We start from the raw sequence: 25,654 nt of genomic DNA, 5'->3' as shown, positions 1-25,654 counted from the left end.
TCTCAATCGATTTCCAGTTCTCAATCGATCGCGCCGCCGTCGCGGCGACCTCGGTGGTTGAAGCGGTTCGTCGCCGCCACCGTGGCGGCAGTGGTGGCCGGAGGCGGCATCTTCGCGGTCACCGAGACGGCCGCTGCCGCCACGGTCGACCCCACCGCCTGGTATGTGCTGCTGAACCGCAACAGCGGCAAGGCGCTGGACGTCAGCGGTGTGTCCACCGCCGACGGAGCCCTGCTCCACCAGTGGACCCGCACCAACGCCAACAACCAGCAGTTCCAGTTCGTGGACGCCGGCGGCGGCTACTACAAGCTCAAGGCCCGGCACTCGGGCAAGGTCATCGACGTGTCCAGCTGGTCGACAGCCGACGGCGCCGCCATCCACCAGTGGACCGACACCGGCGGCGCCAACCAGCAGTTCCGGCTGGCCGACTCCGACAACGGCTACGTCCGGTTGATCAACCGCAACAGCAACAAGGCGGTCGAGGTCCAGAACGCGGCGACCAACGACGGCGCAGGCGTCGTGCAGTACAGCGACTGGGGCGGCACCAACCAGCAGTGGCAACTCGTCCGGGTCGACGGCGGAAGCGGCGCCTGCACCCTTCCGTCGACGTACCGCTGGTCATCGACCGGCCCCCTGGCGCAACCGCAGAACGGGGAGGTCGCGCTCAAGGACTTCACCGCAGTCCGCCACAACGGCCAGTACCTCGTCTACGGGACCACACACAACGCGGTAGCGCCTCCCAACGGCAGCTGGGGCTCGACGGTCTTCAGCCCCTTCACGAACTGGTCCGACATGGCAACCGCCACCCAGACCAAGATGCCCTTCAATGCCATCGCGCCGACGCTTCTCTACTTCGCCCCGAAGAACACCTGGGTGCTCGCCTACCAGTGGGGCTGGCCGTACAGCTTCTCCTACCGCACGTCGAGCGACCCGACGAACCCCAACGGCTGGGGCGAGCACAAGGAGCTCTTCACGGCAACCCTTCCCGTCGGGGCCCCCATCGACCAGACGCTCATCGCTGACGACAAGAACATGTACATGTTCTTCGCCGACGACGAAGGCAACATCTACCGGTCCAGCATGCCCATCGGGAACTTCCCGAGCAGCTTCGGCTCGAACTACACCAGGATCATGACCGACACGAGAGACAACCTGTTCGAAGCGGTTGAGGTCTACAAGGTTCAGGGTCAGAACCAGTACCTCATGATCGTCGAGGCCATGGGGGACAGGGGTCGCTTCTTCCGCTCGTTCACGGCCACCAGCCTCGACGGCGAATGGACACCCCAACCCCAGGCCGAGACCCAGAACAGCCCGTTCGCCGGCAAGGCCAACACTGGTGTCACCTGGACCAACGACATCAGCCACGGCGACCTGGTTCGCACCAACCCCGACCAGACCAAGACCATCGACCCCTGCAACCTGCAGTTCCTCTACCAGGGGCGCGACCCCAGCTCCGACGGCGGGGACTACGGCCGCCTGCCCTACCGGCCGGGTGTGCTGACCCTGCAGCGCTAGTGGCGTGACGCAGGTCCGGTGTTCCTGACGTTCGCCCGGCAACAGCTCACGCCGAGTCGGGTGAGCGTTGTCGCAGGTTGCTGCGATCAGGATCGCGTGGGGATGTAGCGGGCGGGCTCGGTGCAAGGCCGAGCCCGCCCGGATCACGCAGTTGCGTTGCGGAAGTCGGGTTGTCTTCGTCGAACAGTTCCCTCGCTTTGCGGTGTGCCCACTTCGGGTGGGCCGTCCGTTTCTTGGTCAAGGAGGATCAATGTCTGCCCTTTCCAGTTCTCAATCGATCGCGCCGCCGTCGCGGCGACCTCGGTGGTTGAAGCGGTTCGTCGCCGCCACCGTGGCGGCAGTGGTGGCCGGTGGCGGCATCTTCGCGGTCACCGAGACGGCCGCTGCCGCCACGGTCGACCCGACCGCCTGGTATGTGCTGCTGAACCGCAACAGCGGCAAGGCCCTTGACGTCAGCGGCGTGTCCACCGCCGACGGAGCCCTGCTCCACCAGTGGACCCGCACCAACGCCAACAACCAGCAGTTCCAGTTCGTGGACGCCGGCGGCGGCTACTACAAGCTCAAGGCCCGGCACTCGGGCAAGGTCATCGACGTGTCCAGCTGGTCGACAGCCGACGGCGCGGCCATCCACCAGTGGACCGACACCGGCGGCGCCAACCAGCAGTTCCGGCTGGCCGACTCCGACAATGGCTACGTCCGGTTGATCAACCGCAACAGCAACAAGGCGGTCGAGGTCCAGAACGCGGCGACCAACGACGGCGGCGCCGTCGTGCAGTTCAGCGACTGGGGCGGCAGCAACCAGCAGTGGCAGCTCGTCCGCGTCGACGGCGGCAGCGGCGCCTGCACCCTTCCGTCGACGTACCGCTGGACATCGACCGGCCCCCTGGCACAGCCGAGCGCGGGGTGGGCATCGCTCAAGGACTTCACCAACGTCGTCCACAACGGCAAGCACGTCGTCTATGCCACGACGCACGACACCGTCGCCGGTGACCAGGGGAAATGGGAATCGACGCTCTTCAGCCCCTTCACGAACTGGTCCGACATGGCGTCGGCCACCCAGCACAGAATGTCCTTCGGTGCCATCGCGCCGACGCTGTTCTACTTCGCCCCGAAGAACACCTGGGTGCTCGCCTACCAGTGGGGGGGTTGGCCCGACCCGTTCTCCTACCGCACCTCGAGCGACCCCACCAACCCCAACGGCTGGGGCCCGCAGCAGCAGCTGTTCTCGGGCACCCTCCCCGCCCCTGGGGCCCCCATCGACCAGACCCTCATCGCCGACGACAAGAACATGTACCTGTTCTTCGCCGACGACCGCGGCGGTATCTACCGGGCCAGCATGCCCATCGGCGACTTCCCGAGCAGCTTCGGTTCGTCGTACACGAAGATCATGAGCGACACGCCGGAAAGGCTGTTCGAGGCGATTGAGGTCTACAAGGTCCAGGGTCAGAACCAGTACCTCATGATCGTCGAGGCCCAGAACTACACAGGGTTTGGTCGCTACTTCCGCTCGTTCACGGCCACCAGCCTCGACGGCGAATGGACACCCCAACCGCAAGCCGACACCGTGACCAGCCCCTTCGCCGGCAAGGCCAACAGCGGCGCCACCTGGACCAACGACATCAGCCACGGCGACCTGGTTCGCACCAACCCCGACCAGACCAAGACCATCGACCCCTGCAACCTGCAGTTCCTCTACCAGGGGCGCGACCCCAGCACCGACGGCATGGACTACGGCCTCCTGCCTTACCGGCCGGGCGTGCTGACACTGCAGCGCTAGAAGTCCGGCTTCTGGCGGCCCCCGCCGACGCCACCCCTTCATATCCCAACCAAACAAGGGACTCAAACAGTGACATTCACACTTCAGCGCTCGTGGAAACGCGTCCTCGCCTTGACGTTAAGCCTTCTATGTATGACGGCATTTCTTCCGGCCGCGGCCCCTCCGGCCCAGGCGGACAACCCGATCGTGCAACACATCTACACCGCCGACCCCTCACCGCTGGTCCACAACGGCCGGGTGTACCTGTACACCGGGCACGACGAGGACGGCTCCACCTCCTTCGTGATGAAGGACTGGCGGGTGTCGTCCTCCGCCGACATGGTCAACTGGACCGACCACGGCTCACCGCTCAGCCTGGACACCTTCAGCTGGGCGGGCGCCAACGCGTGGGCGGGCCAGGCCGTCGAACGGGGCGGCAAGTTCTACTGGTACGTGCCGGTGTCGGTCCGGGCGACCGGCCAGTTCGCCATCGGCGTGGCGGTGGCGGACAGCCCCACCGGCCCGTTCCGGGATGCCCTCGGCCATCCGCTGGTGGAGAACAGTGAGATCGACCCGACCGTCTTCATCGACGACGACGGTCAGGCCTACCTGTACTGGGGTAACCCGAACCTGTGGTACGTCAAGCTGAACGCGGACATGACGTCCTATTCAGGCAGCCCCACCAGGATCCCGCTCACCACCGAGGGCTTCGGAACCCGCACCGGCAACCCCGACCGTCCCACGCTGTACGAAGAAGGACCCTGGGTCTACAAACGGGGCGGTCTGTACTACAACGTGTATGCGGCCAATTGCTGCCAGGAGTTCATCGCCTACTCCACGGCACCCAGCCCGACCGGGCCGTGGACCTACCGTGGAACAGTCATGCCCGCCCAGGGCGGCAGCTTCACCAACCACCCGGGGATCGTGGACTTCAAGGGCAGCTCGTACTTCTTCTATCACAACGGCGCCCTCCCGGGCGGTGGTGGCTTCACCCGGTCGGTCGCGGTGGAGAAGTTCAGCTACAACGCCGACGGCACCATTCCGACGATGAATATGACCACGGAGGGGGCGCCGCAGGCCGGCACGCTCGATCCCTATGTCCGGCAGGAGGCCGAGACCATCGCGTGGGGCAGCGGCATCGAGACCGAACCCTCCAGCGAGGGCGGGATGAACGTCAGCTGGATCGAGAACGGCGACTACATCAAGGTCAATGGCGTAGCATTCGGCGCCGGTGCCGGCTCGTTCAGCGCCAGGGTGGCCTCAAACACCAGCGGCGGCCGAGTTGAGCTGCACCTGGACAGTCCTACCGGGCCGACGGTCGGGACATGCACGGTGTCGGGCACCGGAGGCTGGCAGGCGTGGAGCACGGTCTCGTGCCCGGTGACCGGTGCGACCGGGACCCACGATCTGTACCTGCGCTTCGCCGGTGACAGCGGGTTCCTGTTCAACATGAACTGGTGGCGGTTCACTTCTGGTCAGACCGCCTTCTCGTCCACCGCCGTCGCTCAGCACAGTGGGTACTGCCTGGACGACCCCGACCGGAGCACCGCCGACGGCACCCAGTACCGGCAGCACACCTGCGGCGCCGGTGAGGAACAGCGGTTCGACTTCCGCCCGGTGGCGGGGGTGGCGGACACCTACTCCCTGGTGAACCGCCACAGCGGCAAGTGCCTCGACATCCGCGGCGTCTCCACCGACGACGGCGCGGCGGTCCATCAGTGGACCTGCCACGGCGGCACGAACCAGCAGTTCACGCTGCGGCAGGTCGCCGCCAACGACTACCAGCTCGTCGCGGTGCACAGCCGCAAGTGCGTGGACGTCAGCGGGATCTCCACCGCCGTCGGAGCACTGGTCCACCAGTGGACCTGTGACTCCGCCAGTGACCTGGCCACCAAGAAGAACCAGATCTGGCGCCTCGCAGGCAAGAGCTGAACCAACACCTGAACCAACACAGGGTCGGGCCCGGGCCGGCAACCCGGCGCCCGACCCTGCGGCGGGCGCGGGCGCCGTCATCGGCACCGCGACGCCCGCGCTGGCACGGACCGCGCCGACCCTCGACTAACGAAAGGAACCACCATGTCCGGGCTCGAACTCCCCATAAGCCGAAGGCGGATGCTCATCGGCGGAGCCGGCGTGCTCGCCGGGGTCGCCGCCGCTACCGCCCTCGACCCGTTCACCCAAGCCGAAGCCGCGGAGTCGCCTTACGCGAACCCCGTCATCTGGCAGGACTTCGCCGACCTCGAGATCATCCGCGTCGGCTCGGACTTCTACATGACCGCGTCCACGATGCACTACTCGCCCGGAGCCCCTGTCCTGCATTCCCGGGACCTCGTGAACTGGGAGTTCATCGGCCACTCCGTGCCGAGGCTCGACTTCTCCGACTGGTACGACCTGAACGGCGGCCACCGCTACGTCGTCGGCATCTGGGCCTCCTCGCTCACGCACCGCGCCAGCGAGAACCGCTTCTACTGGCTCGGGCAGATCGACTTCCACCGCTCGTTCATGTACACCGCCACCAACCCCGCCGGGCCCTGGACCCGCCACGCCGAGTTCCCCCGCTCGTACTACGACGCAGGGCTTCTCGTCGACACCGACAACACCATGTACGTCGCCTACGGCAACACCGAGCTCTACGTCGCGCAGCTTTCGGCCGACGGCAAGACCGAGGTGCGCAACGAGCACGTCTTCTCCAGTCCGTCGGACATCGGCGGCATGGAGGGCGCCCGGTTCTACAAGATCAACGGCAGCTACTACATGTTCCTCACCAAGCCGCCGAACGGCCAGTACATCCTCAAGTCTTCGTCGCCCTGGGGCCCTTACGAAATCCGGGAGGTGCTGCTCGACATGCCGGGCCCGATCCCCGGCGGCGGCATCCCGCACCAGGGCGGGCTCGTCTCGACCCCCGGCGGCGACTGGTACTACATGGGGTTCGTCGACGCCTACCCCGGCGGCCGCGTGCCCGCCCTCGCGCCGATCACCTGGACCTCGGACGGCTGGCCGAAGGTCACCACCGTCAACGGCACCTGGGGGAGCAGCTATCCGTTCCCGAACCTCACCCCGCATCCCGTGCCGTCCCTGATCGGGACGGACGAGTTCACCGCCGCGACCTTGGCCGCGAAGTGGGAGTGGAACCACAACCCCGACGACTCGAAGTGGACCACCGGGAACGGCCTCAGGCTCCAGACCGCCACCGTCACGAACGACCTCTACCGGGCCCGCAACACCCTCACCCACCGCATCCAGGGTCCTTCTTCTACGGCCACCATCGAACTCGACCCGGCCCAGATGGCGAACGGCGACCGCGCCGGTCTGGCGATCCTCCGCGACTCCTCGGCCTGGATCGGCCTGCGCCGCGAGAACGGCGTCACCCGGATCTCCATGACCGACGGCCACACCATGGACTCGGGCTTCAACACCGTCGGTACCGGCACCGAACGCGCGAGTGCGGACCTGGACCTGTCCGCCAGGGTCGACCCCACCGCCTGGTATGTGCTGCTGAACCGCAACAGTGGCAAGGTGCTTGACGTCAGCGGCGTGTCCACCGCCGACGGAGCCCTGCTCCACCAGTGGACCCGCACCAACGCCAACAACCAGCAGTTCCAGTTCGTGGACGCCGGCGGCGGCTACTACAAGCTCAAGGCCCGGCACTCGGGCAAGGTCATCGACGTGTCCAGCTGGTCGACGGCCGACGGTGCCGCCATCCACCAGTGGACCGACACCGGCGGCGCCAACCAGCAGTTCCGGCTGGCCGACTCCGACGGCGGCTACGTCCGGTTGATCAACCGCAACAGCAACAAGGCGGTCGAGGTCCAGAACGCGGCGACCAACGACGGCGCAGGCGTCGTGCAGTACGGCGACTGGGGCGGCAGCAACCAGCAGTGGCAGCTCGTCCGCGTCGACGGCGGCAGCGGCGGCAGGCGAGTCTGGCTGCGCGTCACCGCCGACATTCGACCTGGCTCCGGACGCCAGGCGACCTTCTCCTACAGCACCGACGGCACGACCTTCACGTCGCTCGGACCCGCCTTCACGCTCGGTGACCGCCCGAATTTCTTCATGGGCCACCGGTTTGCGATCTTCAACCACGCCACCGCCGCCCTCGGCGGGGCCGTCACCGTCAAACGGTTCTCCCTCACCACACCCTGATCGAATTCTCGACTGCAGCAGCAAGGAGCCGGAACGCTCAACGAAGGCGGCAGCACCTGCCGGTACGACTGACGCAATGAACGGACACCGGGAGCATCGATGAGCTCCCGGTGTCCGCGTTCGGGCTCAGGCGGAGCGGCGGGGCGCGCGCCGCCTCGGCGCAGGCATCGAATATTGGCCGGTGCCAGGTCCGCGTCCGGACGCCGAGCCACCAGGTGAGCACGGCCGCGACCCTACCGAGCAGGCCACATCGTTGCTCGAACGTCGCCACAACGCGGTGTGTCCGTGACCCTCTTGGGTTTCCCTGGAGACATGTCCGAGTCACCGATGCCCGTCGCGCCCCCCGTCGCGCCGCCTGCTCCGGCCAGGCCCTGGAACCGCGCCCTCATCCTGGTCCTGCTCGGCGTCACGGCAATCGCCGCGGCGGCGACGGTGTACGTCGCTCGGCTGGACGCGGACCCCGCGACCCTCCTGCTGTTCGGCTCGGAACCCGGGCATCGCCTGGTCACCCTTGGCTGGTTGGCCACCGGCCTGTGCCTGCTGGCCGTCTGCATCGCGGGCTGTGTCGAGTTCGCGCGGGGCAGTCGTGGGACCGGCCTCTACCTCGTGATCGGCGTCGGCCTCGTCGGCGGCGTGCTCATCCCGATGATCGGTGGGTTCGTCGCCTACATCGCCTCGTTTCACGGGCCCTGGTACACGGTCCCGCCCGGCCTGGACGACCGGGACTACGACGTCGTGGTCCAGAACAACTTCCGGTACGGCCACGAAGACTTCGTGTACCAGGTCTACTACGGAGGACCCGTCACGTTCGAGCGGCTCGGCGTGCTCACCGCGCGGCTCGACGAGTGCACCGGCCGCTGCATCCCCACGGTCGAGACCGCGGCTGACGGCACGCAGTCGCTGATCCTCGCCGGCGACCGGGTCGAACTGCCCTGAGGCGCGAACCGAGCCAGGGCTGCGCGACGGCGTCGGGCAGCGAGAGCCCGCTGATCACGGGCATGTGGAAGGGCGACCCGGCTGTGGACCGGACGATGGAGTCGAGGGCCGGGTACGGCACGGCCAGGATGACGACGTCGGCCAGCGGCATGCTCAAGTAGTTCGACGGGGATCGCTCGTCGGCGGTCGCCGCCAGCGCCGGGCGATCAGGTCGCTTGCGGCGGCGGCAAGCACCAGTGGGTTACCAGCGGCGAGCGCGGCGGTGAGGATCGTTGGGTGGGGCAGTTCGTCCGGTGTGGTTGGGGTCTTGGCGGAGCTCATGCGGTGCTCGCTCCCTGGCGGCTCCAGGGCAGGACGACGAGCTTGCCGCGGGCGTCGCCGGACTCCATGAGGGTGTGCGCGTCCCGGATGTGGTCGAGGTCGAAGACTCGGTCGACGGGTACCACGGCGCTTTCGGCCGCGACGTCGTCGAGGAATCCCTGCAGGACGTCGGCGGGGAGGTCGTCGGCCTCGCCGGAGTAGGCGGTCAGGCGCACACCCGAGGGCAGGTAGTCGATCGGGTAGAAGTCCTTGACGGTCCACACGTTGGAGAGCATGCCGGTGAAGCAGACGGTGCCGTGGACGCGGACGGCGCGCAGGGTGTCGGGCAGTGTGGGGGTGCCGACCAGCTCGATGGCGCCGTCGACGCCGTGGGGGAGGATGGCGCGCACCTGTGCGGCGACGTCGCCGTCGTCGAGGAGGACGTGGTCGACGCCGATCTGGGTCAGCGCATCGTGCTTGGCCGGGCTGCGGGTGGTGGACAGGACTGTCATCCCGAGGCGTTTGCCGAGGACGGCGGCGGCCATGCCGACCGAGGAGGTGCCGCCGCGGACGAGGAGGCTCTGGCCGGGCTGGGCGTCGAGGCCGACGGTCAGGGAGCCGTAGGCGGTCTGGAGCATCTCGGCGACGGCGCCGAGCGTCTGCCAGGGCAGGTCGGAGCGGAACGGGATGACCTGGTCGACCGGGACGCAGGTGTACTGGGCGTAGCCGCCGTCGTAGGCGCGGCCCATCCCGCCCATCATGGTCGCGACCTGCTGGCCCGGGGCGAACGTGCCGGTGGGGTTGGTATCGATGACTCCCGTTGCCTCGATCCCGAGCACACGTGGGTAGGTGACGGCGTCGCCGGCGAGCCCGAGCCGGGTGTGCAGCTCGGACCGGTTGAGCCCGAAGGCCTCGACGCGGATCCGCACCCAGCCGGCCTCGGGCTCGGGTACCGGGAGCTCGCGGATGTGCAGGCTGGTCACGGGGCCGGGTTCGTCGAGCACGACGGCGCGCATGGTGTCGGTCATGGCGTCTCCTTCTGGCTGGCGTTGTCCTGGGTGGTGGCGTGGTCGAGCAGCTCGCGGATCCACGCGCGCTCGGCGCGGCTGGTCGCGCGGGCCGAGAGCAGGATGCCGCGGCGGTAGGGGTCGGTGAGGTCGGCGGCGCGCAGCGGGCGGTCGCCGTCGTAGAAGAAGCTGGCGGGCTGCTCGAGGTAGTCGAGGCGGCGGCGCAGGACGGCGTCGCGCTCGGCACGATCGGGCAGCAGGGACAGGAACGACAGCACGACGAAGAAGCGGCTGCCGTCCGTGATGTCGTGCCCGTCGGCCCCGCGGAGCCGCTCGAGCATGCGGGTGCGTCCCACCTCGGTGAGGCGCAGGGTCTGACGGGGGGCGCCGGCGTGGCCGGGTTCGCTCTCGCGCGTGACGAGGCCGCCCTTGGTGAGGCGGGTGATCGCGGGGTACAGGGTGCCGTCGCTGATGGTGCGGGCATAGCCGTGCAGCTGCTCCATGCGGCGGCGCAGCTCGTACCCGTGGAGGGGCTCCTCGGCGAGGAAGCCGAGGATCATCAGTTCGATCACGGCCACAGCCTAGTACCTCGATTCGAGTTACCTCGAATCGAGGTACATGACCGGCGAGCCACCGACCCGTGCGACAGGCCGTTGCGCGTATAGCGTCGGGGGTTGAGACAGGGCGTGTCAGCGGGAGCGGAGGCGCGCCCTGGCCAGCGCGAGCGCGGCCTCTGTCGGCGAAGCACCGGAGCGACGCGCATGCTCGATGACCGTCGCCACGCGCTCGCCGACCTGACGGACCCGGTGCTCCGCCCGAGCGTTGTCATGGCCGAGGAGCCGCTCCTCGAGGAAGATCAAGCCGCCCGCGTTGATGCAGAAGTCGGGCGCATAAAGAATTCCGCGAGTTTCGAGTGCGGCGGCGTGCTCGGGTCCGGCGAGCACATTGTTCGCGCCGCCCGCGATGATCCGGCAGCGCAGCTCCGGCAGTGTGCGGTCGTTGACGACGTCTCCGAGGGCGCAGGGGGCGAGGACATCGCACTCGGCGACCGCCGCGGTCGCGGGGTCGATGACGCGCGCTCCAACGGTTTGGGCGACGGCATCGGCTCGTCGAGCGTCGGTGTCGGACACCAGCAGCTCCGCGGACTCCGCCGCCAGAAGACGGGCGAGCGCGGCACCCACGTTGCCAGCGCCTTGTATGCACACCCGAACACCCTGCAGACTCCCGTCGCCACCGGTGGCACGCAGACACGCCCGTATCCCTTCGAGGACACCGAGCGCTGTCATGGGGGAGGGGTCGCCGTCGGCGCAGACCGGTGAGGCTTCGTTGCCGATCACCTTCAGGTCGGCTTGCGTGGTGCCGACGTCGTTGACGGGGATGAAACGTCCGCCGAGGGTGGCGATGAAGCGGCCATGGGCACGCAACAGCGCCTCGGTCTTGTCGCGTGACGGATCACCGATGATGACGCTCCAGCCTCCGCCGAGATCGAGGCCGGCGGCGGCGGCTTTGAGGGTCATGGCCTGCGCGAGGCGTAGGCCGTCTTCGAGGGCAGCGGTCTCGTCCTCGTACGGGTGCATGCGGACTCCGCCCAGCGCGGGGCCGAGCGTGGTGTCGTGGCTGACAACGAGGGATCGCAGCCCGGTCTCGGCGTCGTGACTGAACAGTGCCTGCTCGAAGCCGCCGGATCGGAGCCGGTCGAAGATCGTGGAGGTCATCCGGCCATCGTCGCAGCGGCCACTGACACCTGGGGTCGGGCCGACCTTGTATTCCTCGGCCCACCGGGCGATGTCGGTGCCCTTGCGGCCGGACAGATGGTCCCAGGACCGCTGGAGACTTCGTTGACGAATACCCGGCTGACCGCCCCTTATCTCGATGGCCTCCGCACGGGCCGTGCGCACCCGAAGCCACCTAACATCGGGTCATGGCTGAGTACTGGACCATCGGGGCGGACGCCGGAGACCCGCAGCGGCTTGCTGAGTTCTGGGCACTGGCACTCGGCTACGTCCCAGAGCCGGGCTATGACGACCCTGACGGCGCCTCGTTGGTCGATCCGGACGGAGCCGGCCCAGCGATCGGCTTCTTGCGAGTTCCGGAGCCGAAGACGTCCAAGAACCGCTTCCACATCGACATCCGGGTTGCCGGTGAACCCCCGTGGGACTGGCTCGAGCGGGCTGACCTGATCCGTGCGAAGGTCGCTGAGCTCGAGGGTGCGGGAGCGACCACGGTGCGCTTGGAGGAGTACACCTACGAACGTGGTCCAGTTCTTGGGCACGTCGTGATGCTCGACCCCGAGGGCAACGAGTTCTGTGTCGCTTGAGCGAGTAGCTCCCGCATGTTGTACCGCCTGAGGCACTCGCGCCTTGGGGATCCGGTCGTCCGACGACCTGAATAGGGCGGTGCGGCCGTGTTCCGGAGCACACCGGTGCCGGGACGGTGCCGGGACCAGCGCGTCTGCATAGGCGACGGTACGATCATGAGCGGCCTGCATCTGGGTGTGCTTTCCATCGGGTGCTGAGGCACGCGAGATCGCAGTCACACCCATGGTGGACTCGACGGAGCCGTTGGGCCGGGTTCAATCGGTGTCGGTCGCCGCGATGACGGCCACACGTTCCGGTTCGGGGCCGATGCAGGCCAGCGCGACGTCGGAGAGCCACCACACGTCCCAGAACCAGTCACTGGTGATGTCCAGGGCGAACCATCGGCAGGCACGAGCCAGGTCGACGACGTCGGCGGGGGTTGCCGTAGTTGGCGCCGCGGCGAGTGCGGCGATCGACTGCCAGGCGTGCAGCCTCCCGTGGGCGCCACCCTGGCGAGGCCCATAGAAACTGGAGCCGCTGGCGGCTTGGTAGAGCCTGGTCCAGACCTGCCTGAGAGTGGCCGGGATCGCCCGGAGCGTGCGGGCATCGCCGCCGGCGAGGAACGCAGGCGCTGCGCGGGCGAGTAGATCGCGAAGGTCGTCATCGCGGACCGGATCCGCGGCGAGGTACTCCTGGGCGTCGATCTTGCCGTTGGAGTGCTCGGCCCAGTGTGTGAAGGGCCGTCCTGCACGGGCGGCGAAGTCCTCGGTCGTTGTCACGACCATCTCAAGGTTGCTACCAGCGGCGACAACGGACTTGCCGGCGAGTAGTCCCTCCCAGCCCTGGTCGAACGGATTGGGCTTCTCGAAGTCCGCGAGCTCGACTGGGAGCCATCCGAGCCCGTGATGACGCCAGTGTCTCGCCCCGGGTCTGATGGAGGCTCTCATTCCACGGAAGGATGAGAGTCATGGCTGCACCGAGAAAGTACCCCGAGGAGCTTCGGGAGCGAGCGATCCGGATGGCGGTGGACCTGCGTAAGGACCCGGCCACGAAGCCTGGCGCGTTGCGGCGGGTGGGTGAGCAGCTCGGGATCCACCCGGAGACGCTGCGGAACTGGGTCAACCAGGCCGAGATCGACGCCGGCGAGCGGCCGGGCACGAGCGCTGACGACGCCCAGCGGCTGGCGGAGCTGGAACGCGAGGTGCGGGAGCTGCGGCGGGCGAACGCGATCTTGCGTAGTGCGTCGGCTTTCTTCGCGGCGGAGCTCGACCACCCACAAAGGTGATCGTCGACTACATCCAGGCCTACCGTCAGGAGTTCGGGGTCGAGCCGATCTGCAGGGTGTTGCAGGTCGCCCCGTCGACGTACTACGCGGCCACCTCCCGTCCTCCCTCGCGCCGGTCGGTCAACGATGCTGCCTCGACGGCCTTGATCGAGCAGGTCCACGCCGCCAACTTCGGTGTCTACGGTGCCCGGAAGGTTCATGCCGAGCTGCGCCGGCAGGGCCACCAGGTCGCGCGCTGCACGGTCGAACGACTGATGCGAGCCGCGGGGTTGCGGGGCATCACCCGTGCCAAAGGGCCTCGCACCACGGTGCCGGGTACGGGCCCGGAGACCCGCCCGGACCTGGTGGAGCGCGACTTCACCGCCACCGGCCCGAACCAGCTCTGGGTCGCTGACATCACCTACTGCCGCACGTTCTCCGGCTGGGCGTATGCCGCGTTCGTCATCGACGTCCACTCCCGGCGGGTGGTCGGCTGGCAGCTCTCGAAGTCTCTGCGCACCGATCTGGCGCTGGACGCGTTGGAGATGGGGATCTGGAACCGGACCCGCGACGGGGCCGACCTGAGCGGTCTGAAACACCACAGCGACAAGGGCGTTCAATATCTCGCAGTTCGCTACACCCAGCGCCTGGCAGAGGCCGGTGCCGTTGCCTCGGTCGGGTCCACCGGCGACTCCTACGACAACGCGCTGGCCGAGGCGTTCAACTCCCTGTTCAAGGCCGAACTCGTGCGTAACAAGGGCCCCTGGAAGAACATCGACGACCTCGAGATCGCCACCGCCGAATACATCGACTGGTTCAACCACCGCCGCCTGCACGGCGAGATCGGCCTGGTCCCACCAGCCGAGTTCGAAGACACCTACTACCGTCACAACCCCACGCCGACTACCGTCGACGCGTCAGAAACGAGCCTCCACTAAACCCGGGGCGAGACAACCCTCCGCATCGCCGGCAAGCTACGCCACATCGGCGTCGGACGAACCCACGCAGGAACCCACGTCCTGCTCCTGGTCCACGACCTCGACGTCCAGATCATCAACGCCGCCACCGGCGAGATCCTGCGCGAGCTCACCATCAACCTCGCCCGCGACTACCAGCCACGCGGCACCAACCCCCGGACATGACAATGGCCCGAACCCACATTTCGTGGGTTCGGGCCATTCCGATGTCCTGCGACATCACACTGTCGGGCTGACAGGATTTGAACCTGCGACCCCTTGACCCCCAGTCAAGTGCGCTACCAAGCTGCGCCACAGCCCGCGGTGTTTCGAGCATGCTCGACACTACCGGTTTTGGCCCCTTGGGGCCGACGGAAATACTACCCCACCACGGGGCCAGTGCCCGACCAGGGTGGGCTCGAACCTCCGCCCATGCAGCAGATCACAGCTCGGGGGCGCCGGGACCTACTCGTAGGTGTCGGTCCAGGCTGCGACGTCGACACCATGGTTGTCCGGTGATGCGAGCGTCCACCACGCGGGAGCGTACGAGTCGTCGACGATGCGGCCCCCCGCACTCACCGCGGCGTCGACCCGTGCCTTTGCTTGATCGGCGGGGACGGACACGTCGATATGCGTCCGTCCCCGGCCGGTGCGTGCGGGACGAATGTCCTGGAAGGAAAGCTGCGGACCGCGGCGTAGCGGGTCCACCGCGTCCACGTCGCCGGTGGGCTCGTAGCCCAGCACCGTCGCCCAGAACGGCCGAGTGTCGAGCTCCGGGTGCTGAGCGACAGCGATGTCGACCGTCTGGATCAGTGTGGGCTCGGGCGTAAGGTCCAGACGGCGTGCGGCCGAGGAGATGGTCGCCGCGAGGCCCGAAGCCTGCGACGGGATCCGATCCGCACCGCGATACGGGATGCGGACGATGACCGCTTCCGGACGCACGTCCACGTCCGGGCTCAGGTCGAATCGTGCGGCGGCGTCGACGACGGCGGGCAGCAGCCCGGCCGCCTGACTGAGCGACGCCGAACGGAAGCACGCCTGCGGCCCCCAGGATGTGACGCGCCAGTCTTCGACGCCCGGGCTGGCATGAAACTCCGCCGCCGTCAGCCCGGCGGCCATGTTGGCTTCTTGGTCCATCCCCCCATTGTGGATGGGACCACTGACATCGCGCGGATAGTCTTGCCGGCGTGCATCACTCAGCGGCCGAGGGCGTCCGACGCATCGACTTCTTCCCCTGGGAGTACGACCCCACGTCGCCGGAGGCCGAGGCACAAGCGATCCGGCAGCAGGACCTGATCGCCTCGGGCGCGCAGATCGGTGAAGGTGTGTTCATCGCCCCGAACGCGGCGGTCTTCTGCGACCGGCTCAGCGTCGGCGACCGCACCTACATCGCGGCGCTCGCCTACGTCACGGGCGAGCTGACGATCGGCGCGGACTGCTCGATCAATCCCTACGCCGTGGTCCGCGGCGAGATCCGGATGGGCGACGGCGTCCGGATCGGCGCGCACAGCTCGATCCTCGGCTTCAACCACCGCATGTCAAACGACCTGCCGATCCACAAGCAGGGCACGTGGAGCAAGGGCATCACCCTCGGGGACGACGTGTGGATCGGCTCGAACGCCACGATCCTCGACGGCGTCACCGTCGGCGACCACGTCATCATCGGGGCGAGCGCCGTCGTCACGAAGGACGTGCCCGACTGGGCCGTCGTCGCGGGCAACCCGGCGCGCGTGATTCGCGATCGCCGAACCGAGACCCGCAGCCCGCAGCCTTCCGACCTTGGGGCAGAGCTCCAGGCCTTCGCGGAGCGGGCGCGCGAAGAGGCCGGGGATCTGCTGGCGCGCTGCTTCGAGGACGGTCGATTCGTCGACCGTCCGTCAGCCCTCGCGGGGCCGCTCGAACCGGCCATCCGGCCGTGGGCGGACGCCGTCGAGGTCGCCGACCTGCTGCTCGGCTCTCCGCCACCCGGGTTCGACGCCGCGGACCTGGTCCGGCGGCTCACCGCCCGCCAGGAACCGGCGTCCGGGCTGATTCCGGCGGGGGACATCTCCGATCGCGGCCTGGCGCAAGCGCCGGCGTCCGACGAGGTCCTCACGCCAACAGACGGCAGCGCGAGCTATCACATCCTGAGCGTCGGCTACGCGGTCCGGCTGCTCGGCGGGCGGCTCCCGCACCCCGTGCGCGCGGTGCACGCGCTGACCGAGCGGGACGTCGTCCGCTCCCTCGAAGCGCGCGACTGGGGCGCGCAGGCCTGGGGGAGCGGCGCCGCCGTCGACTCCCTTGCCACGGCGTGTGCCCTCAACATCGCGGACTTCTCCGAGGAGCTCGCCGACGGCGGGACCGGCCCCGTCTACGGGCTCATGGGCTGGCTGACGGCGCGAGCGAACCCCGAGACGGGCATGTGGGGCGCGCCGCAGCCGGCCCCGCGCTGGCTCCAGGCGGTGAACGGGTTCTACCGGCTGACCCGCGGCTCTTACGCGCAGCTCGGGCTGCCGCTGCCGTATCCCGAGGCGGCGATCGACACCGTGCTGGAGCACGCGTCCGACCCACACCTCGCGACCCCCGAGGGATACACCGCCTGCAACATCCTGGACGTCATCCACCCGCTCTGGTTCGCGGCCAAGCAGACCGCGCACCGCCGTACCGAGGTCGCGGCCTGGGCGCACGACCAGCTGCGGCAGGCGCTGCAGCACTGGTCCGACGGCGCCGGCTTCGCCTTCGCTCCCCGGAGCGGCGGCCCCGACGGCGTCGCGGGCCTGCAGGGGACCGAGATGTGGCTGAGCATCATCTGGCTGCTGTCCGACTACCTCGGCCTCGCGGACGCGTTGGGCTACCGGCCGCGCGGCGTGCACCGCCCGGACCCGCTGGTCCGGCTGACGCCGATCGACGCGCGCTGACGCCTGGTGTCCGCGGCCGGGCGCGCGCCCCGGCTCAACTCCCGGCGACAGCCGCCGTCGACCCGCGCACGACGAGCGACGTGGCGAGCTCCTCGCGCGGCGCCTCGCGCGCCGGATCGGAGCTGATGCGCAGCAGCATCCGGAGCGCGGCGGAGCCCATCTCCGCGATGGGCTGACGCACGGTGGTGAGCGCGGGGCTGACCCACTGCGCCTCGGGCAGGTCGTCGAAACCCACCACGCTGACGTCGTCAGGGATCCGGAGGCCCAGGGCGGCGGATGCGTCGTACACGCCGAGTGCCATGGTGTCGGAGCACGCGAAGACCGCCGTCGGGGCGGGCGTGGCCCGCAACAGCTCGGTGGCTTGCTCGGCGGCGCTCGCGCGCTGCCAGTCGGTGTGCGCGACCCGATGGTCGGGGAGCTCGAGGCCGGCCTGCGTGACGGCTGAGCGGAACCCGTCGATACGGGCCTGGCTGTAGAGATGCGTGCGCCGCCCCGCCAGCACGGCGAGGCGCCGGTGGCCCAGCGAGAGCAGATGCTCCGCGGCCGCACGGCCACCGGCCCAGTTGGCGGCTCCCACGCTGGCGACCGTGCTCGGCGGCTGGGACACCGGATCGAGCAGCACGATCGGCACCTGGGCCGCGGCCAGCGTCGCGAGCTGTTCGCTCGTGGTGTCGACGAGCGCCAGCACCGCTCCGCGCAGCCTCCGCGTGAGCAGCCTCGTGAGCCAGGCGTCGTCGGGTGGCCGGGCCACCGAGACGACGACGTCGAGGCCTGCCTCCTCGGCGGCATGCGCGACGCCGCTGAGCGCGCGGTTCGCCCAGGTGCCCTCGACCCCGCTGAGCACGAGGTCGACGAACGGCGATCGTCCTCGGTGCGTCGCGGCGTTCCGGCCGGACCGCCCGCGGTACCCGAGCTCCGCGACGATCTCCATCACCCGCGAACGGGTCTCGGCCGAGACGTCGGAGCGGCCGCTCAGCACCTTCGAGATCGTCGGCACCGTGGTCCCGGCCGCCTTCGCCACGTCCGCGAGCGTCGTCCGGCGAGCGTTCTGCATACGGGGACGGTAGCCGCAGCGGAAAAGTTGCGCAACATTGGCGCGCTTGATCTCCCGCCTGACGTCATGTATCAAAGGGGGCGGCACTGTGTGCGTCCCGATGTTGCGCAACTTTTGGAGCAAGGGCAGGATGACAACTTCGAAGAAGAAGCACGCGCTGATCATGCGCGGGGGATGGACGGGGCATGAGCCCGTCGAGACCACCGACTCGTTCATTCCCTTCCTGACCGAGCACGGGTACGACGTGCGGGTCGAGGAGACGACGGCGGTGTACGCCGACGCCGACTACCTGGCCGGCGTCGACGTCGTCGTCCAGACCAACACGATGAACACGATCGACGGTGACGAGCTCCGCGGGCTGATCGCGGCCGTGGGCAACGGCACGGGGCTGGCGGGGTGGCACGGCGGTATCGCCGACTCCTACCGGAACAGCTCGGACTACCTCCAGCTCATCGGCGGCCAGTTCGCCACGCACCCGGCGAAGGCCGCCCCCGGCGAGCTCCAGGGCGACGCCACCGACAACTTCGTGCGGCACACGATCGACATCGTGCCCGAGAAGGCCGACCACCCGATCGTCGCCGGGATCTCCGACTTCGAGCTGACGACCGAGCAGTACTGGGTGCTGTCCGACGACTACAACGACGTGCTCGCGACCACGACGCACCCCGCCCGGGACTTCGACCCGTGGCACCGGCCGGTCACGTGCCCGGCCGTCTGGACCCGCCTGTGGGGCGAGGGCCGCATCTTCGTCTCGACGCCGGGCCACAACCTCGCCGTCGTCGACGACCCGAACGTCCGGACCATCATCGAGAGGGGCATCCTGTGGGCCAGCCGCTGAGAGTCGGGATCGTCGGCCTCGGAGCGATCTCCGGCCAGTACCTGTCCACGTTCGAGCGGCTCGGGGCCGTGCGCCTCGTCGCGGTCGCCGACCTCGACACCGCCCGTGCGGAGTCGGTCGCCGCGGAACAGGGCGTGCGCGCGCTGACCGTCGATGAGCTCACGTCCGACCCCGAGGTCGATCTCGTGCTGAACCTCACGACTCCGGCCGCCCATGCCGAGATCGCCCTGAAGGCCATCACCGCCGGCAAGGACGTGTACGGCGAGAAGCCGCTCGCGGCCACGCTCGAGGACGCCCGGACCGTGATCAAGGCAGGCAGCGCGGCCGGGGTGCGGGTGGGCTGCGCACCGGACACCGTGCTCGGGACGGGCGTGCAGACGGCCAGGAAGGCCATCGACGACGGCGCGATCGGGAAGCCGGTCGCGGCGACAGCGACCATGATGACGCCCGGCCACGAGCGCTGGCACCCGAACCCCGACTTCTACTACCAGCCCGGCGGCGGCCCGTTGCTGGACATGGGTCCGTACTACGTGACCACGCTGGTCACCCTGCTCGGCCCGGTCGTGTCCGTCGTCGGCGCCGCGAGCCACACCCGGGCCACGCGCGCGATCGGGTCAGGGCCCCGCGAGGGGACGGTCATCCCGGTCGAGGTCGATACGCACGTGACCGGTGTGCTGCGGCACGAGTCCGGAGTGCTCTCGACCCTGGTGATGAGCTTCGACTCGGTGGCCACACGGGCCTCCGAGATCGAGGTCCACGGCCAGACCGGGTCGCTCGTCGTCCCCGATCCCAACCAGTTCGACGGCGACGTGCAGCTGCACGAGCTCGGTGGCGCCTGGCGGACCCTGCCGCCCAGCGCCGGATACCGGGATGCGGCGCGTGGGTGCGGCGTCGCCGATCTCGCGACCACGCCGCCGGGAGTCCCCGCGCGTGCGAACGGCGATATCGCGTACCACGTGCTCGACGTCATGACCGCGCTGCTCGCGTCGGCCGACAGCGGCACGCTGGTCACGGTAGAGAGCACGTGCGAGCGGCCGGCGGCCGTCCCGCTGTCGGACGCGCCGTAGCCGGACGGGTCCCGGGGGCCGGCGCGGCCCCCGGGACGTTGTCGTCACACCCGGGCCGGCGCGGTCCGCCGTCGAGCAGTGAGCTGCTTGCCGAGCAGCCCGTGGCGGGGGGCGAACAGGTAGACGAGGGCGAACGCGACGCCCTGCACGACGACGACCAGCCCGCCGGAGGCGGCGTCGAGCCAGTAGCTGAGGTAGATCCCCACCACCGAGCAGACCACTGACAGCACCGGGGCGATCACGAGCATCCGCCCGAACCGGTCGGTGAGCAGGTACGCGGTGGCGCCGGGGATGATCAGCATCGCCACGACCAGGATCACCCCGACCACCTGGAGGGCGACGACGGCGGTGAGCGCGAGGAGCCCGAGCAGCAGCGCCCCGAGGAACCGGGGCGAGAGCCCGATGGCGTGCGCGTGCATGGGGTCGAACGCGTACAGGGTCAGGTCGCGGCGCTTGAGGACCAGGATCACGAAGGCGATGGTCGCCAGGACGGCGATCTGGACGAGGTCGGCGTCCGAGACGCCGAGGATGTTGCCGAAGATGATGTGGTTCAGGTCGGTCTGGCTAGGCGTGACGGAGATGAGCACGAGGCCGAGGGCGAACAGGGTGGTGAACACGATGCCGATCGCGGCGTCCTCCTTGACGCGGCTCGTGCCGCGGATCGCGCCGATCAGGGCGACGGCGAGGAACCCGAACACGAGTGCCCCGAGCGCGAACGGCGCGCCGAGCACGTAGGCGATCACGACCCCGGGCAGGACGGCGTGGGAGACGGCGTCGCCCATCAGCGACCAGCCCACCAGGACGAGCCAGCACGACAGCAGCGCACAGACGACGGCGGCGATCGCCGTGGTCACGAGCGCGCGGACCATGAAGTCGTACTGCAGGGGCTCCAGCAGCAGGTCGAGGGCGCTCATGCGGAAGCCCCTTCGTCGAGCACGTCGAGGCCGAACGCGCGGGCGAGGTTCTCCGGCCGCAGCGCCTCGGACACGTCGCCGTGGAACAGGATCCGGTGCAGCAGCAGCACCGCCTCGTCGGCCAGCTGCGGCAGGGCGTGCAGGTCGTGGGTGGACACCAGGACCGTGCGGCCGTCGGCCGCCAGCTCCTTCAGCAGCCGGACGATCGTCGCCTCGGACCGCTTGTCGACGCCGGCGAAGGGCTCGTCGAGCAGCAGCACGCCGGCGTCCTGGGCGATGCCGCGGGCGACGAACGCGCGCTTGCGCTGCCCGCCGGACAGCTGCCCGATCTGCCGGTCGGCATACGCTGTGAGCTCGACCCGGTCCAGCGCCTCGGCGACCGCTGCGTGGTCGGCCGGCCGGGCTCGCCGGGTGGGGCCCTGGCGCCCGTAGCGGCCCATCATGACCACGTCACGCACGGACACGGGGAACGCCCAGTCGACGTCCTCGCTCTGCGGCACGTATCCGACGACGCCCCGCCTGCGTGCCAGGGCCGGGTCGGCGCCGTCGATCAGCACCTTTCCGCGCTCGGGGCGCAGCATGCCCATGATCGCCTTGAAGAGCGTCGACTTGCCGGACCCGTTCATCCCGATCAGCCCCGTCACCCGCCCCGGCTCGACGCTCAGGGACACGCCGTCGAGGGCCAGGACCTCGCCGTAGCGGACGACGACGTCCGCGACCTCGATCGCGGCGGGCCGGAGCGTTGCGGGCCCGGTCATGACTGGCCTCCGGCGAGCGCGTCGATGATCGTCGTGGCGTCGTAGCGGATCAGGTCGAGGTAGGTCGGCACCGGTCCGTCGGCCTCGGAGAGGGAGTCGACGTAGAGGGTGCCGCCGAAGGCCGCGCCGGTCGCCTCGACCACCTGCTGCATCGGCTTGTCCGAGACCGTCGACTCGCAGAACACGGCCGGGACGTCGTTGGTCTCGACGAACTCGATGGCCGAGGCGATCTGCTGCGGCGTGGCCTGCTGCTCGGCATTCACCGGCCAGATGTACCGCTCGGTCAGTCCCGCGTCGCGGGCGAGATAGGAGAACGCGCCCTCGCAGGTCACCAGCGCCCGCTCGTTCTCCGGCAGCGCCGACAGCCCGGCGACGAGCTCGTCCTGGACCTCTTGCAGCTCCGCCTGGTACGCCGCGCCGTTGGCCTCGAAGTCGTCGGCGTGCTCCGGGTCGAGGCCGCTGAACGCGTCGACCATGTTGTCGACGTAGACCTGCACGTTCACGGGGCTCATCCACGCGTGCGGGTTCGGCTTGCCGGCATAGGCGTCCTCGGTGATGTCCACCGGCTCGACGCCGTCCGACACGACCACGTGCGGCACGTCCACCGACTCGACGAACTGCCCGAACCATGACTCGAGGTTCAGCCCGTTGTCCAGGATCAGGTCCGCCTCGGACGCCCGCGCGATGTCGAGCGGCGTCGGCTCGTACCCGTGGATCTCCGCGCCTGCCTTCGTGATCGACTCCACCCGCAGGTGCTCGCCGGCCACGTTCTGCGCGACGTCCGCGAGCACCGTGAACGTGGTCAGCACCACCGGCCGGTCGTCCGCCGCGCGCTCCAGGGCCGACGCCGAGCAGCCGGACAGCGCACCCGCGGCCAGCACGACGGGGAGCGCGAACCGGGCGACGGCGTGGGTACGGCGAGTGCTGGGCATACCGAAACCCTAAAAGTTCGGGTATCCGAACACAAGTCCTCAAAGGTGCGAATCCACTGGTCCTTGCGCCAGGCCAGGCCCGACAAAGTATCCGCGCTCCGTTCTTCACGGACCGGATGGTCATCTCTAGGCTGGTCCCCGGCGCCCACCATTCCTGGGCGCACAACCCCCGACTCAGCCGGGACTACCACCTCGGAGTCATCATGCGATTGCGATCCACCGTAGGTTTCGTTCTCACCGCCTTGCTGACCGCGTCGTTCGCGGGTGCCGCCCAGGCCCACCCCGACCACGACGGCGGTTACACGTTCGCCGACGGTGCGCGCGACGCGCACCAGCACGGCGACACCGCGGGTCACCTGCCGGCCAGCACCTCGGGCAACATCGAGGTCGTCGGCAAGACCGCACTGAAGAACGTCGTCCCGGAGAAGATCGCCGACGTCGGGGTTCTCGACGACCACGCGTATCTCGCGGCATGGGGATCGACGACGTGCAAGTACAACGGCGTCCACGTCGTCGACATCTCCGACGTCTCCGCTCCCGAGGAGGTCGCGTTCATCGCCTCCAAGGAGGGCAGCTATCCGGGCGAGGGCATCCAGGCCATCCCGATCAGCACCAAGCAGTTCAGCGGCGACATCCTGGTGTCCAACAACGAGAAGTGCCTCGACAAGAGCACGGCAGGATTCGGAGGCCTGAACCTCTACGACGTCACGGATCCGGCACACCCGACGCCGCTCGCCGAGGGCCTGGGCGACACGACGGTGAACGGTCAGGGCAAGAAGGCTGCCAACGAGATCCACAGTGTCTTCGCCTGGGACGCCGGTGACCGTGCCTACGTCGTGATGACCGACAACGAAGAGGGGACGGATTTCGACATCATGGACATCACGAACCCCCGCAAGCCGTTCCTCGCGGCCGAGTACGACCTCGACGCGACCTTCCCCCAGATCTTGCAGGCCGGGCCGAGCAACTTGGTCGAGGTGTTCCTGCACGACATGATCGTCAAGGAGATCGACGGCCGGCAGGTCATGCTGCTGTCGTACTGGGACGCCGGCTACGTCAAGATCGACATCACGAACGTCACCGCCCCCCGGTACCTGGGCGACACCGACTTCGCCGACCCCGACCCCGAGCTGCTCGAGTCCGCGGGACTGAGCGAGAAGCCTGAAGGGAACGCCCACCAGGCCGAGTTCACGATCGACAACCAGTACGTCATCGGCGCGGACGAGGACTTCGGTCCTGACTCCGCCGAGGGCTTCACCGACGACGACTCCGCCGTGTTCCCTTCGTCCCAGGGCAGCGACACCACGCACGTCCCGGGCGGTGAGACGGTGAGCGGTGACGCGGTGTACGTCGGCCAGGCGTGCGACGCGGATGCGGCAGTGCCGCCTGCTCCATCGACCACGAGCGGCAGCCAGATCGCCGTCGTCTCCCGGGGTGTCTGCACCTTCACCGAGAAGCTGGCGAACGTCGACGGGAAGGGCTACGAGGGCGCAGTCATCGTCAACCGTGAAGGTAGCGACGGCTGTGGCCTGTTCGGAATGTCCGTAGAAGGCGAGACGCCGACCTTCGCGGCCGACCGCGAGACCGGATACGGGTTCTTCGACGTCACCGGGTACGACGACGCCGCCTGCCTGGCGGGGACCGCGACGACCATACCGGGCGTGGCCATCGGCACCGTCGGTGACGCGATCACCATCAAGGCGATCTTCGACGGCTGGGGCTACGTGCACCTGTTCGACAACGAGGACGGCAAGATGACCGAGCTCGACACCTACGCCATCCCCGAGGCGCACGACGAGGATTACGCGACCGGCTACGGTGACCTCTCCGTGCACGAGGTTGCCGTCTCGGAGACGATCGCCGACCGGCTCTACTTCTCCTACTACTCCGGCGGCTTCCGAGTTGTGGAGATCGAGAACGACGAGCTGGTGGAGAAGGGTCACTACATCGACGAGGACGGCAACAACTTCTGGGGCGTCCAGGTCTTCCAGCAGGACGGCCAGGAGTACGTCGCGGCCAGCGACCGCGATCACGGGCTCTGGATCTTCAAGTACAACCCCTGACACAGCCGCACCATAGTGGGGCCGGCCCGCCGTTGGCGGGCCGGCCCTTCTTCTGCTGTCGGCAGACGCCGTTCGTCTCGTCGAGCAGGTCGAACAGGTGTCCGCTATATTGATAGCATGACGCGAATCGGTGACACGCCACCTCGATCGGCCGACGGCCAGCCTCCGTCCACGCCGCTCGGCGCCGGCGGCGCGGTAACCGACGCGGCGGAAGTCCGGGCAGTGCGCTTGCACCTGGCCAGCATGATCTTGCCCGGTGCCACTGACACGGTTTCCTCCGCGTCCAGGCAGGTGCGGGCCGAGTGGGTGGACCTGCTGGGTGAGCTCGAGGCGGTGAAGAACACGGTGACGGCGACCCAGGCGCGGCTGGCCGTGGCGCTGGAGCAGGCGACGAGGTCCGAGGAGGCTCGGCAGGGTGTCCGGGCTGAGCGGCGCGGTCGTGGTGTGCCCGGTCAGGTCGGTGCGGCGATGCAGTCCAGCCCGCACACGGGCGCATCGTTTCTGGGCACGGCGCGGGTGTGGCTGACTGGTATGCCGTTCACGTTCGACGCGCTGCGCACCGGTGTGTTGTCGGCGTGGCGGGCGACGCTGATGGTGCGGGAGACGTCGCATCTCTCGGCGGAGGACCGGGCCCGGGTCGACGAGGAGATCTGCGGGCCTGCGGGTCTTCCGGGGCTGGCCGGGATGGGTACGAGGCGGTTGATCGCCCGGGTCAAGGAGGTGGCCGCGGAGCTGGATGCGCGGGCGTGCGTGAAGCGGAACGCGAGGGCGGTCTCGGAGCGGTGTGTCTCGGTGCGTCCGGCGCCGGATCTGATGGTGTATCTGACGGCGTTGGTGCCGATGCAGCAGGGGGTGCAGGCCTACGCGCTGCTCAAGGCGCACGCGGATGCGGCCAGGGCCACGGGTGATGAGCGCGGGGCCGGGCAGGTCATGGCCGATACATTGATCGAGCGGGTC

General features: G+C 68.9%; 22 protein-coding genes, 1 tRNA gene, 1 pseudogene and 1 other annotated feature. Of the genes and pseudogenes, 13 read left to right on the top strand and 11 right to left on the bottom strand.

Going from position 1 to position 25,654, the window contains the following annotated elements; genetic code table 11:
* Positions 1 to 57: 57 nt before the first annotated feature.
* The 5 genes from IE250_RS00115 (at position 58) to IE250_RS00095 (ending at position 8,350) form a co-directional block, all read left to right on the top strand.
* Positions 58 to 1,515 carry a non-reducing end alpha-L-arabinofuranosidase family hydrolase gene (locus IE250_RS00115; RefSeq protein WP_229872008.1) on the top strand — a complete coding sequence of 486 codons (1,458 nt, stop codon included), beginning with the start codon at positions 58 to 60 and terminating at the stop codon, positions 1,513 to 1,515.
* Positions 1,516 to 1,822: 307 nt separating this feature from the next.
* The gene (locus IE250_RS00110) at positions 1,823 to 3,292 is read left to right on the top strand and encodes a non-reducing end alpha-L-arabinofuranosidase family hydrolase (RefSeq protein WP_229872007.1); all 1,470 of its coding nucleotides are present in this window, start codon (positions 1,823 to 1,825) and stop codon (positions 3,290 to 3,292) included.
* A 132-nt stretch (positions 3,293 to 3,424) separates the two neighbouring features.
* Positions 3,425 to 5,203, top strand: coding sequence for a family 43 glycosylhydrolase (locus IE250_RS00105; RefSeq protein WP_189667269.1), 1,779 nt, complete (start codon positions 3,425 to 3,427; stop codon positions 5,201 to 5,203).
* Between the two features lie 144 nt (positions 5,204 to 5,347).
* A complete protein-coding gene (locus IE250_RS00100) occupies positions 5,348 to 7,414 on the top strand; it encodes a family 43 glycosylhydrolase (RefSeq protein ID WP_229872006.1) in 2,067 nt (688 codons plus the stop codon).
* A 312-nt stretch (positions 7,415 to 7,726) separates the two neighbouring features.
* Complete coding sequence (locus tag IE250_RS00095) at positions 7,727 to 8,350, top strand: hypothetical protein (protein WP_189667268.1); 624 nt, start codon at positions 7,727 to 7,729, stop codon at positions 8,348 to 8,350.
* A 153-nt stretch (positions 8,351 to 8,503) separates the two neighbouring features.
* On the opposite strand, the gene IE250_RS00090 is transcribed toward IE250_RS00095, so the two are convergent.
* The 4 genes from IE250_RS00090 to IE250_RS00075 all read right to left on the bottom strand — a co-directional run bounded on the left by IE250_RS00090 (position 8,504) and on the right by IE250_RS00075 (position 11,555).
* Positions 8,504 to 8,671, bottom strand: coding sequence for a hypothetical protein (locus tag IE250_RS00090; RefSeq protein WP_189667267.1), 168 nt, complete (start codon positions 8,669 to 8,671; stop codon positions 8,504 to 8,506).
* Entirely contained in the window at positions 8,668 to 9,678 is a 1,011-nt protein-coding gene (locus tag IE250_RS00085; RefSeq protein WP_189667266.1) for a zinc-binding alcohol dehydrogenase family protein, read from the bottom strand. The genes IE250_RS00090 and IE250_RS00085 overlap by 4 nt, the downstream gene beginning before the upstream one ends.
* Complete coding sequence (locus IE250_RS00080; RefSeq protein ID WP_189667265.1) at positions 9,675 to 10,229, bottom strand: PadR family transcriptional regulator; 555 nt, start codon at positions 10,227 to 10,229, stop codon at positions 9,675 to 9,677. Before IE250_RS00080 ends, IE250_RS00085 begins: the two co-directional genes overlap by 4 nt.
* Positions 10,230 to 10,346: 117 nt before the next feature.
* Positions 10,347 to 11,555 carry a Glu/Leu/Phe/Val dehydrogenase dimerization domain-containing protein gene (locus IE250_RS00075; RefSeq protein ID WP_229872005.1) on the bottom strand — a complete coding sequence of 403 codons (1,209 nt, stop codon included), beginning with the start codon at positions 11,553 to 11,555 and terminating at the stop codon, positions 10,347 to 10,349.
* 23 nt (positions 11,556 to 11,578) lie between these two features.
* Between IE250_RS00075 and IE250_RS00070 the strand changes: the two genes are divergently transcribed.
* Positions 11,579 to 11,974: a VOC family protein gene (locus IE250_RS00070; protein WP_189667264.1), complete on the top strand. Its 396-nt coding sequence runs from the start codon at positions 11,579 to 11,581 to the stop codon at positions 11,972 to 11,974.
* A 255-nt stretch (positions 11,975 to 12,229) separates the two neighbouring features.
* On the opposite strand, the gene IE250_RS00065 is transcribed toward IE250_RS00070, so the two are convergent.
* Complete coding sequence (locus IE250_RS00065; RefSeq protein ID WP_229872004.1) at positions 12,230 to 12,901, bottom strand: DUF6183 family protein; 672 nt, start codon at positions 12,899 to 12,901, stop codon at positions 12,230 to 12,232.
* A gap of 20 nt (positions 12,902 to 12,921) precedes the next feature.
* Between IE250_RS00065 and IE250_RS00060 the strand changes: the two genes are divergently transcribed.
* Both IE250_RS00060 and IE250_RS25115 read left to right on the top strand, forming a co-directional pair.
* Positions 12,922 to 14,156, top strand: a protein-coding gene (locus IE250_RS00060) for an IS3 family transposase (protein ID WP_229872003.1) whose coding sequence is annotated in 2 segments (ribosomal slippage) — positions 12,922 to 13,201 and positions 13,201 to 14,156 — 1,236 coding nt in all. Because the reading frame shifts where the segments join, the coding sequence is not laid out codon by codon here.
* Positions 13,200 to 13,313 (top strand) — a sequence feature (AL1L pseudoknot). It overlaps the preceding gene by 114 nt.
* A 6-nt stretch (positions 14,157 to 14,162) precedes the next feature.
* Positions 14,163 to 14,360 (top strand): annotated as a pseudogene (locus IE250_RS25115) (IS481 family transposase); the annotation flags it as partial.
* Positions 14,361 to 14,422: 62 nt separating this feature from the next.
* On the opposite strand, the gene IE250_RS00055 reads toward IE250_RS25115, so the two are convergent.
* Positions 14,423 to 14,496: transfer RNA gene (locus tag IE250_RS00055), tRNA-Pro, on the bottom strand.
* A 143-nt stretch (positions 14,497 to 14,639) separates the two neighbouring features.
* Complete coding sequence (locus IE250_RS00050) at positions 14,640 to 15,311, bottom strand: VOC family protein (RefSeq protein ID WP_189667262.1); 672 nt, start codon at positions 15,309 to 15,311, stop codon at positions 14,640 to 14,642.
* A gap of 50 nt (positions 15,312 to 15,361) precedes the next feature.
* Between IE250_RS00050 and IE250_RS00045 the strand changes: the two genes are divergently transcribed.
* Positions 15,362 to 17,071, top strand: coding sequence for an acyltransferase (locus IE250_RS00045; RefSeq protein ID WP_189667261.1), 1,710 nt, complete (start codon positions 15,362 to 15,364; stop codon positions 17,069 to 17,071).
* Between the two features lie 34 nt (positions 17,072 to 17,105).
* Here the strand turns inward: IE250_RS00045 and IE250_RS00040 are convergent, their stop codons facing one another.
* Positions 17,106 to 18,125, bottom strand: coding sequence for a LacI family DNA-binding transcriptional regulator (locus tag IE250_RS00040; RefSeq protein WP_189667260.1), 1,020 nt, complete (start codon positions 18,123 to 18,125; stop codon positions 17,106 to 17,108).
* 130 nt (positions 18,126 to 18,255) lie between these two features.
* Between IE250_RS00040 and IE250_RS00035 the strand changes: the two genes are divergently transcribed.
* Entirely contained in the window at positions 18,256 to 18,963 is a 708-nt protein-coding gene (locus IE250_RS00035; protein WP_189667259.1) for a ThuA domain-containing protein, read from the top strand.
* Positions 18,948 to 20,030 (top strand): Gfo/Idh/MocA family protein, encoded by a 1,083-nt coding sequence (locus IE250_RS00030; RefSeq protein ID WP_189667258.1) that lies wholly within the window; start codon positions 18,948 to 18,950, stop codon positions 20,028 to 20,030. The genes IE250_RS00035 and IE250_RS00030 overlap by 16 nt, the downstream gene beginning before the upstream one ends.
* Positions 20,031 to 20,074: 44 nt before the next feature.
* On the opposite strand, the gene IE250_RS00025 is transcribed toward IE250_RS00030, so the two are convergent.
* Genes IE250_RS00025 through IE250_RS00015 form a run of 3 tightly spaced genes read right to left on the bottom strand, consistent with a single transcriptional unit; the run spans position 20,075 to position 22,634 of the window.
* A complete protein-coding gene (locus tag IE250_RS00025; protein WP_189667257.1) occupies positions 20,075 to 20,944 on the bottom strand; it encodes a metal ABC transporter permease in 870 nt (289 codons plus the stop codon).
* Positions 20,941 to 21,702 (bottom strand): metal ABC transporter ATP-binding protein, encoded by a 762-nt coding sequence (locus IE250_RS00020; RefSeq protein WP_189667256.1) that lies wholly within the window; start codon positions 21,700 to 21,702, stop codon positions 20,941 to 20,943. The genes IE250_RS00025 and IE250_RS00020 overlap by 4 nt, the downstream gene beginning before the upstream one ends.
* Positions 21,699 to 22,634, bottom strand: a complete 936-nt coding sequence (locus tag IE250_RS00015; RefSeq protein ID WP_189667255.1) for a metal ABC transporter substrate-binding protein — start codon at positions 22,632 to 22,634, stop codon at positions 21,699 to 21,701. The genes IE250_RS00020 and IE250_RS00015 overlap by 4 nt, the downstream gene beginning before the upstream one ends.
* A gap of 203 nt (positions 22,635 to 22,837) precedes the next feature.
* On the opposite strand from IE250_RS00015, the gene IE250_RS00010 reads away from it, so the two are divergent.
* Both IE250_RS00010 and IE250_RS00005 read left to right on the top strand, forming a co-directional pair.
* Positions 22,838 to 24,697 carry a PA domain-containing protein gene (locus IE250_RS00010; protein WP_189667254.1) on the top strand — a complete coding sequence of 620 codons (1,860 nt, stop codon included), beginning with the start codon at positions 22,838 to 22,840 and terminating at the stop codon, positions 24,695 to 24,697.
* Positions 24,698 to 24,940: 243 nt separating this feature from the next.
* Positions 24,941 to 25,654, top strand: a 714-nt coding sequence (locus tag IE250_RS00005; RefSeq protein ID WP_189668232.1) for a 13E12 repeat family protein, incomplete at its 3' end; no start/stop codon positions are given.

This window comes from Promicromonospora soli, assembly GCF_014653785.1.
Classification (GTDB): Bacteria; Actinomycetota; Actinomycetes; order Actinomycetales; family Cellulomonadaceae; genus Promicromonospora; species Promicromonospora soli.
Note: the sequence above shows the minus strand (reverse complement) of the source record. Positions and strands in the feature narration are given on the sequence as shown.

Bases quoted from the DNA above. Each gene is read 5' to 3' on its own strand.
- IE250_RS00065 (WP_229872004.1), bottom strand. From the start codon at position 12,901: ATGAGAGCCTCCATCAGACCCGGGGCGAGACACTGGCGTCATCACGGG.
- IE250_RS00040 (WP_189667260.1), bottom strand. From the start codon at position 18,125: ATGCAGAACGCTCGCCGGACGACGCTCGCGGACGTGGCGAAGGCGGCC.
- IE250_RS00025 (WP_189667257.1), bottom strand. From the start codon at position 20,944: ATGAGCGCCCTCGACCTGCTGCTGGAGCCCCTGCAGTACGACTTCATG.
- IE250_RS00015 (WP_189667255.1), bottom strand. From the start codon at position 22,634: ATGCCCAGCACTCGCCGTACCCACGCCGTCGCCCGGTTCGCGCTCCCC.
- IE250_RS00035 (WP_189667259.1), top strand. From the start codon at position 18,256: ATGACAACTTCGAAGAAGAAGCACGCGCTGATCATGCGCGGGGGATGG.
- IE250_RS00095 (WP_189667268.1), top strand. From the start codon at position 7,727: ATGTCCGAGTCACCGATGCCCGTCGCGCCCCCCGTCGCGCCGCCTGCT.
- IE250_RS00100 (WP_229872006.1), top strand. From the start codon at position 5,348: ATGTCCGGGCTCGAACTCCCCATAAGCCGAAGGCGGATGCTCATCGGC.
- IE250_RS00070 (WP_189667264.1), top strand. From the start codon at position 11,579: ATGGCTGAGTACTGGACCATCGGGGCGGACGCCGGAGACCCGCAGCGG.
- IE250_RS00105 (WP_189667269.1), top strand. From the start codon at position 3,425: ATGACGGCATTTCTTCCGGCCGCGGCCCCTCCGGCCCAGGCGGACAAC.
- IE250_RS00010 (WP_189667254.1), top strand. From the start codon at position 22,838: ATGCGATTGCGATCCACCGTAGGTTTCGTTCTCACCGCCTTGCTGACC.
- IE250_RS00085 (WP_189667266.1), bottom strand. From the start codon at position 9,678: ATGACCGACACCATGCGCGCCGTCGTGCTCGACGAACCCGGCCCCGTG.
- IE250_RS00090 (WP_189667267.1), bottom strand. From the start codon at position 8,671: ATGAGCTCCGCCAAGACCCCAACCACACCGGACGAACTGCCCCACCCA.
- IE250_RS00020 (WP_189667256.1), bottom strand. From the start codon at position 21,702: ATGACCGGGCCCGCAACGCTCCGGCCCGCCGCGATCGAGGTCGCGGAC.
- IE250_RS00050 (WP_189667262.1), bottom strand. From the start codon at position 15,311: ATGGACCAAGAAGCCAACATGGCCGCCGGGCTGACGGCGGCGGAGTTT.